Origin of the sequence: Isoptericola sp. NPDC057191, from assembly GCF_042670225.1 — a bacterium.
Taxonomy (GTDB): Bacteria; Actinomycetota; Actinomycetes; order Actinomycetales; family Cellulomonadaceae; genus Isoptericola.
Genome location: NZ_JBHUWC010000209.1, coordinates 1 through 6783, shown reverse-complemented (window position 1 = coordinate 6783; position 6783 = coordinate 1). Strand labels below are relative to the sequence as shown.

The 6783-nt window shown below is 73.2% G+C and carries 8 protein-coding genes and 1 tRNA gene; 4 read left to right on the top strand and 5 right to left on the bottom strand.

The window, feature by feature from the left end:
- Positions 1–51 precede the first annotated feature (51 nt).
- The 5 genes from rplA to ACFT55_RS18200 form a co-directional block, all read right to left on the bottom strand.
- A complete protein-coding gene (gene rplA / locus ACFT55_RS18220; RefSeq protein WP_380245259.1) occupies positions 52–762 on the bottom strand; it encodes a 50S ribosomal protein L1 in 711 nt (236 codons plus the stop codon).
- 130 nt (positions 763–892) lie between these two features.
- On the bottom strand, positions 893–1324 hold the full coding sequence (rplK, locus tag ACFT55_RS18215) for a 50S ribosomal protein L11 (RefSeq protein WP_380245258.1): 432 nt from the start codon (positions 1322–1324) through the stop codon (positions 893–895).
- A 110-nt stretch (positions 1325–1434) separates the two neighbouring features.
- The gene (nusG, locus tag ACFT55_RS18210; RefSeq protein ID WP_380245257.1) at positions 1435–2268 is read right to left on the bottom strand and encodes a transcription termination/antitermination protein NusG; all 834 of its coding nucleotides are present in this window, start codon (positions 2266–2268) and stop codon (positions 1435–1437) included.
- A gap of 63 nt (positions 2269–2331) precedes the next feature.
- Positions 2332–2568 carry a preprotein translocase subunit SecE gene (secE, locus tag ACFT55_RS18205; protein ID WP_380245256.1) on the bottom strand — a complete coding sequence of 79 codons (237 nt, stop codon included), beginning with the start codon at positions 2566–2568 and terminating at the stop codon, positions 2332–2334.
- Between the two features lie 154 nt (positions 2569–2722).
- Positions 2723–2798 (bottom strand) — tRNA-Trp (locus ACFT55_RS18200).
- A 177-nt stretch (positions 2799–2975) separates the two neighbouring features.
- Here ACFT55_RS18200 and ACFT55_RS18195 point away from each other — a divergent pair.
- Genes ACFT55_RS18195 through ACFT55_RS18180 form a run of 4 tightly spaced genes read left to right on the top strand, consistent with a single transcriptional unit; the run spans position 2976 to position 6703 of the window.
- Positions 2976–4109: an adenosine deaminase gene (locus tag ACFT55_RS18195; RefSeq protein WP_380245255.1), complete on the top strand. Its 1134-nt coding sequence runs from the start codon at positions 2976–2978 to the stop codon at positions 4107–4109.
- A 7-nt stretch (positions 4110–4116) separates the two neighbouring features.
- The gene (locus tag ACFT55_RS18190; RefSeq protein ID WP_380245254.1) at positions 4117–4509 is read left to right on the top strand and encodes a hypothetical protein; all 393 of its coding nucleotides are present in this window, start codon (positions 4117–4119) and stop codon (positions 4507–4509) included.
- On the top strand, positions 4509–6050 hold the full coding sequence (locus ACFT55_RS18185) for a sensor histidine kinase (RefSeq protein WP_380245253.1): 1542 nt from the start codon (positions 4509–4511) through the stop codon (positions 6048–6050). The genes ACFT55_RS18190 and ACFT55_RS18185 overlap by 1 nt, the downstream gene beginning before the upstream one ends.
- Entirely contained in the window at positions 6047–6703 is a 657-nt protein-coding gene (locus ACFT55_RS18180) for a response regulator transcription factor (RefSeq protein ID WP_380245252.1), read from the top strand. Before ACFT55_RS18185 ends, ACFT55_RS18180 begins: the two co-directional genes overlap by 4 nt.
- The last annotated feature ends 80 nt before the right edge of the window (positions 6704–6783 follow it).

The window sequence follows — 6783 nt, the reverse complement described above, 5'->3', positions numbered from 1 at the left end:
CCCTCGCGGGTGCCGGGCCGTCGTACGTGGTTCAGCGAGTCCCTGCCGGGATCACGCCTCCTCGAGGAGCTTCGAGGTGCGCGACTGGTCCAGCGGGATGCCGGGGCCCATCGTCGTCGCCATCGTGGCCTTGGTGATGTACCGGCCCTTGGACGACGTCGGCTTGAGACGCAGGACCTCGTCCAGCGCGGCGGCGTAGTTCTCCACCAGCGCCTTCTCGTCGAAGGACGCCTTGCCGATGATGAAGTGCAGGTTCGAGTGCTTGTCCACGCGGAACTCGATCTTGCCGCCCTTGATGTCGGTGACAGCCTTGGTCACGTCCATCGTCACGGTGCCGGTCTTCGGGTTCGGCATGAGACCACGGGGGCCGAGGACCTTGCCCAGGCGCCCGACCTTGCCCATGAGGTCCGGCGTCGCCACGGCGGCGTCGAAGTCGGTGTAGCCCGCCGCGACCTTGGCGATCAGGTCGTCGCCGCCGACCTCGTCGGCGCCGGCCGCCACGGCCTCCTCGGCCTTGGCAGCGTTCGCGAAGACGATCACGCGGGCCGTCTTGCCGGTGCCGTGGGGCAGGTTGACCGTGCCGCGGACCATCTGGTCGGCCTTGCGGGGGTCGACGCCCAGGCGGAACACGACCTCGACGGTCGCGTCGTACTTGACCGTCGCGGTCTCCTTGGCGAGGCGGACCGCCTCGAGGGGGGCGTACAGGTTGTCGCGGTCGATCTTCTCCGCCGCGGCGCGGTACGCCTTGCTGCGCGTTGCCATCTGCTTCTCCTTCTGCAGTCGTGGTGAGCGGGTCCGCGCGGACCCTGCCACGTGCCCGGCGTCGGTCGCCGGGACTTGCTGCGAGCCGCCCGCCCACGACCAGGTCGCGGGTGGGCGGCTCGCTCGCGGATCACTCCGCGACGGTGATGCCCATCGAACGAGCGGTGCCGGCGACGATCTTCATCGCGGCGTCGATGTCGTTCGCGTTGAGGTCCTGGAGCTTCGTCTGGGCGATCTCGCGGACCTGGTCCTGGGAGAGCTGCGCGACCTTGACGGTGTGCGGCGTCGCGGAGCCCTTGGCCACACCAGCGGCCTTCTTGATGAGCTCGGCGGCCGGCGGGGTCTTCGTGATGAAGGTGAACGAGCGGTCCTCGTAGACCGTGATCTCGACCGGCACCACGTCACCGCGCTGCGACTCGGTGGCCGCGTTGTAGGCCTTGCAGAACTCCATGATGTTCACGCCGTGCTGACCGAGCGCGGGGCCGATCGGCGGGGCGGGGGTGGCCGCGCCGGCCTTGATCTGGAGCTTGATCAGGCCGGAGACCTTCTTCTTGGGAGGCATGTCGCGTTCCTTGCTTTCTTTTCGTGGGCCGACGCCGTGGGCGATGACCCGGTTGCAGTGCTGCGTCCTCCGCGAGCGGCGGGTGCCGCTCAGCGGTCAGGCCAGGAGGATCAGATCTTCGCGACCTGGTTGAACGACAGCTCGACCGGGGTCTCCCGGCCGAAGATGGAGACGAGGACCTGGAGCTTCTGGGCCTCGGCGTTGATCTCGGAGATCGTGGCGGGCAGCGTGTCGAACGGGCCGTCCGTGACCGTGACGGACTCGCCGACCTCGAAGTCGACCTCGACCGGCGTCTTCGCGGTCGCACCGGACGCCGCCGCGGCCTTGCCGGCCTCGGGGGTCGCCTCGACGAACACCGGCGCGAGCATCGAGAACACCTCGTCGAGCGTCAGCGGCACGGGCTGGTGCGTGTGGCCGACGAAGCCGGTGACGCCCGGCGTGTGGCGCACGGCGCCCCACGACTCGTCCGTGAGGTCCATGCGCACGAGGACGTAACCGGGGATGCGGACGCGGCGGACGGTCTTCTTCTGCGCGTTCTTGATCTCGGTCACCTCCTCCATGGGGACCTCGATCTGGAAGATGTAGTCCTCCATGTTCAGGCTCTGGATGCGGTTCTCCAGGTTGGCCTTCACACGGTTCTCGTACCCGGCGTACGAGTGGATGACGTACCAGTCGCCGAACTGCGCGCGCAGGGTGCGGCGGAACTCCTCGGCGGGGTCCACGACGACGTCGCCGTCGGCGTCCGACGCGCCCTCGTCCTCGGCGTCGCCCTCGACGTCCTCGGTGGCCTCGTCGGTGTCGCCGGCGTCGGTGTCCTCAGCAGCGTCCTCGACGGCCGCCTCGGGCTCCGCGTCCGCGGGCACGTCGAGGTCCGCCTCGACGCCCTCGGCGTCGGGCTGGGTGGGGTCGACGTTCTCCGTCTGGTCCAGCGGATCCTGGGACACGAACGAACCTGCTTTCTGGAATCTGCTTGCTTCAGGGGCGGGCGACCGGCGGGCCTGCCGCGGTCAGTCGCCGAAGAGGGCGAGGACGCCCAGGCCGATGGCCCAGTCGAGCGCCGTCACGAACAGCATGACCACGACGACGAACACCAGGACGACGATCGTGTAGTTGACCAGCTCCGAACGGGTCGGGGTGACGACCTTGCGGAGCTCCGCCACGACCTGGCGCACGAACAGCACGATGCGCGCGAACAGGTGCGGGCGCTTGCCGGTGGCTGTCTTGCCGCCACCGGGCGTCCCCACGGCCTCAGCCGGTGACTCGCTCACTCGCAATACCCCGTTTCGCGTTCCCGCCGCGGCCGCGCCACCTGCCGGCGACGCACCCACGGCACTGACTCCTGGCGTTCCGGGGTCATGCAGATGGCCCCGCTGCGCGCGGCCCCGCGGGGGATCACGCTGGCAGGGTAGACAGGACTCGAACCTGCAACCTGCGGTTTTGGAGACCGCTGCGCTACCAATTGCGCCACTACCCTTCGTGCTCGACACCCACCGTCCAGGCCAGAACCACCCGGAAGGGCGCGTTCGAGCATTGGCGGGCATCAACCACCGAGGGACAACTGTACGCGACGCGCAGGCGTGGGTCGAACCGCCCCCGCGAGCCGAGCGTGGCCGACTGCCCCGAGGCGCCCGTGTCGGGGCAGACTGGCGCCGTGCGCGATCTGGCGAAGCTCCCCAAGGCTCACCTGCACCTGCACTTCACGGGCTCGATGCGGGTGCCGACCCTGCGCGACCTGGCGGCCGAGCACGGCGTGCGGCTGCCCGGCGCGCTGACGGACGGCGACCCGCTGCGCGTGCCCGCCGACGAGCGGGGGTGGTTCCGCTTCCAGCGCCTGTACGACGCGGCGCGCGCGTGCGTGCGGTCCGAGGCGGACATGCGCCGGCTCGTCGACGAGGCCGCGGCCGACGACGCCGCGGAGGGGTCGCGCCGGCTCGAGATCCAGGTCGACCCGACGTCGTACGCCCCGTTCGTCGGCGGCATCACCCCCGCCGTCGAGATCGTGCTCGACGCGGCCCGTGCCGCGAGCGCCGCGCACGGCGTCGAGGTGGCGGTGATCGTGGCGGCGTCGCGGATGCGGCACCCGCTCGACGCGCGGACCCTCGCGCGGCTCGCGGCCCGGTACGCGGGCGACGGGGCGGGCGAGGTCGTGGGCTTCGGGCTCAGCAACGACGAGCGGCGCGGCGACACTGCCGAGTTCGGGGCCGCCTTCCGGATCGCCCGCCGGGCCGGCCTGGCGTCCGTGCCGCACGGCGGCGAGCTGCTCGGCCCCTCGCACGTGCGCGACGTCGTGGAGGCCCTGCACCCTGACCGCCTCGGCCACGGCGTGCGCGCCGGGGAGGACCCGGCCCTCCTGGCCGAGCTCGTGGAACGCGAGGTGGCGCTGGAGGTGTGCCCCGCCTCCAACGTCGGTCTGGGCGTCTACGCGGACACCTCCGAGGTGCCACTGCGCCCCCTGGTCGAGGCGGGGGCGCGGGTCGCCCTGGGGGCGGACGACCCGCTGCTGTTCTCCTCGCGCCTGCTCGACCAGTACGTCGCCGCCCGCGACGTGCACGGGTTCACCGACACGGAGCTCGCCGGCCTCGCCCGGTCCTCGGTGCTCGCCAGCCGGGTGTCCGACTCCACGCGGCGTGCCCTCCTGGCCGACGTCGACGCCTGGCTCGCGGCCCCCGACCCGGCCGACGAGCCGGCCGAAGGGCCAGCCGGAGGACCGGCGCACGCCACGGGTGCGGACCGTCCTCCGGCGGCCGGACCTTTCTCATCTGCGTCTCATCCGCCCGCGGGATGATCCCGCCATGTCGAAGCCGGCGGAGCACGCAGAGGGGGCAGCGCGCACGGGGCGGTGGCGCACGGCCCTCCCCTGGGCGCTCGGCGTCGCGCTCGTCGCGGTGATCGTGGCGATCGTGGCGTCCGCCGCCGGCTCCCGGCCGGACGACCGCGACGTCGGCGGCGTCGTGGTGGTCTCCCCCGGCCCGTCGCCCACGACGGGCGGGGCGTCTCCAGGCCCGTCCGCCACCCCCACGGACGACGACGATGACGACGACGACGACGAGGACGTGTCCCCAGCGCCGCCGACGGACGACGCGGACGACGACGGCGACGACGACGACACTGACGACGACAACGACAGCGACGGCAGGAACGCCGGGGACGACTCCGCCGCCGGCGGCACCGCCGAGGGCCGCTGATGGGGCGCGACCCTGCGCGCCGGCGTGGCCTCACGGTCCGCACGCGGCTCCTCGCGGCGATGCTCGCCCTCACCGCGCTCGCGCTCGGCTTCGCCGGGGCCACCGCGTACCTGCTCACCCACCGCCAGGTCGACGAGCGCATCGACGCCGACCTCGTGGAGAGCGCGGACGAGCTGCGCACGCTCGCGGCCTCCGGCGTCGACCCGGTGACGGGCCTCCCGTTCTCCTCCCCCGAGGAGGTGGTCGTCGCCGCCATCCAGCTCGAGGTCCCGGCCCGGAACGAGGGCGTCCTCGGGCTGCGCACCGGCAAGAGGCCCCTCGTCACGCAGCAGGAGGTCGAGGTGCAGCTGCAGGACGACCCCGAGCTCGTCGCGGCCGTCACCCCGCTGGTCGACGGCGACCGCGTGCTGCTGCGCACGGTCCGCACCGCGACCGCCGACTACCGCGCCCTCGTCGCCCCCGTGCGCGCGCTGCCCGGGACGGCGGGGGCCGCCCCGTCCGCCGCCCCCGCCGCGCTCGTCCTCGCCTACGACCGGGGCGCCGAGCACGCCGAGACGCAGGCCGTCTTCCGCGGCTACGCCGTCGTCGCGCTCGCCGCGCTCGTCGTGGCCGCCGTCGTCGGCTGGCTGCTCGCCGGCCGCCTGCTGCGCCCCATCCGCACCCTGGCGCACACCGCGCAGCAGATCGGCGAGTCCGACCTGTCCGCGCGCATCCCCGAGACCGGCAACGACGACCTCACCCAGCTCACGCGCGCGGTCAACGCGATGCTCGACCGCCTCGAAGGCTCGTTCGAGTCGCAGCGCCGCCTCCTCGACGACGTCGGGCACGAGCTGCGCACGCCGCTGACCATCGTGCGCGGGCACCTCGAGCTCCTGGACCCCACCGACCCTGCCGACACGGCCGAGACGCGCGACCTGGCCCTCGACGAGCTCGACCGCATGCACCGCCTCGTCGACGACCTGGTCACCCTCGCCACCGTCGGGCAGCCCGGCTTCGTGCGCCCGGCGCCCGTCGAGCTCGGCCGCCTCACCGACGACGTGCTCGACAAGGCCCGCACCCTCGGCGCGCGCACCTGGCTCGTGGACTCCCGCACCGACGCCCGCACCCTGGCCGACGGGCAACGCCTCACCCAGGCGTGGCTCCAGCTCGCCGCCAACGCCGTGAAGTTCTCCGCGCCGGGCAGCGTCGTCGCGATCGGGTCGCGCACCACGCCCGACGGCGCGCACGTCCGCCTGTGGGTGCGCGACGAGGGCGTCGGCATCGCGCCCGGCGACCTCGGCCGCGTCTTCGAGCGCTTCGCCCGCGGCGAGCACGACGGCGCACGCCGCGACGGCGCCGGGCTCGGCCTCGCCATCGTCGCCGCCATCGCCCACGAGCACGGCGGCGAGGTGACCGTCGAGTCCGCCCCCGGCCAGGGGTCCACCTTCACCGTCGTCGTCCCCGTGCTGCCCGTGCCCGACGCCGACCCGCCAGCTTCCTCGCGCCGGCCGCCGGCCGTGCCGCCGCCCCCGCCACCCCCCGACGGAAGGACCGCACCGTGAGCCAGATCCTCGTCGCCGAGGACGAGACCCGCATCGCCTCGTTCATCGCCAAGGGGCTGCGCGCCGCCGGGTACGCGAGCACGACGGTCGCGACGGCGCGCGAGGCGTTCGACCTCGCGTCGTCCGGTGACTTCGACCTGCTCGTGCTCGACCTCGGCCTGCCCGACCAGGACGGCTTCACCGTGCTGCGGCGGCTGCGCGAGGCCAGGGTGACGCTGCCCGTCATCATCCTCACCGCCCGCACCTCCGTCGCCGACACCGTCGCAGGGCTGGAGGGCGGCGCCGACGACTACATGCCCAAACCCTTCCGCTTCGAGGAGCTGCTGGCCCGCATCCGTCTGCGCCTGCGTACCGAGCCCGCGGGCGAGGTCACCGTGCTCAGCCACGGCGACCTCAGCCTCGACCTGCGCACCCGGCGTGCCACCGCCGCAGGCGTCGAGACGGACCTGTCCGCCCGCGAGTTCGCCCTCGCCGAGGCCTTCCTGCGCAACGCCGGACAGGTGCTCAGCCGCGAGCAGCTGCTGTCCCGCGTGTGGGGGTACGACTTCGACCCCGGCTCCAACGTCGTCGACGTGTACGTGCGCTACCTGCGCAACAAGCTCGGCGCCGAGCGGTTCGTGACGGTGCGCGGCATGGGGTACCGGCTCGCCTGACCCGGCGCCCCGACCCGGCGCCCCGACCCGGCGCCGAACAGGCGGTTGTGCACGTTCCCAGCGTTCAGAACGTGCACAAC

Excerpts from the sequence above, each read along its gene's own strand:
- rplA (WP_380245259.1), bottom strand. The coding sequence starts at position 762 with ATGGCAACGCGCAGCAAGGCGTACCGCGCCGCGGCGGAGAAGATCGAC.
- rplK (WP_380245258.1), bottom strand. The coding sequence starts at position 1,324 with ATGCCTCCCAAGAAGAAGGTCTCCGGCCTGATCAAGCTCCAGATCAAG.
- ACFT55_RS18190 (WP_380245254.1), top strand. The coding sequence starts at position 4,117 with ATGTCGAAGCCGGCGGAGCACGCAGAGGGGGCAGCGCGCACGGGGCGG.
- ACFT55_RS18185 (WP_380245253.1), top strand. The coding sequence starts at position 4,509 with ATGGGGCGCGACCCTGCGCGCCGGCGTGGCCTCACGGTCCGCACGCGG.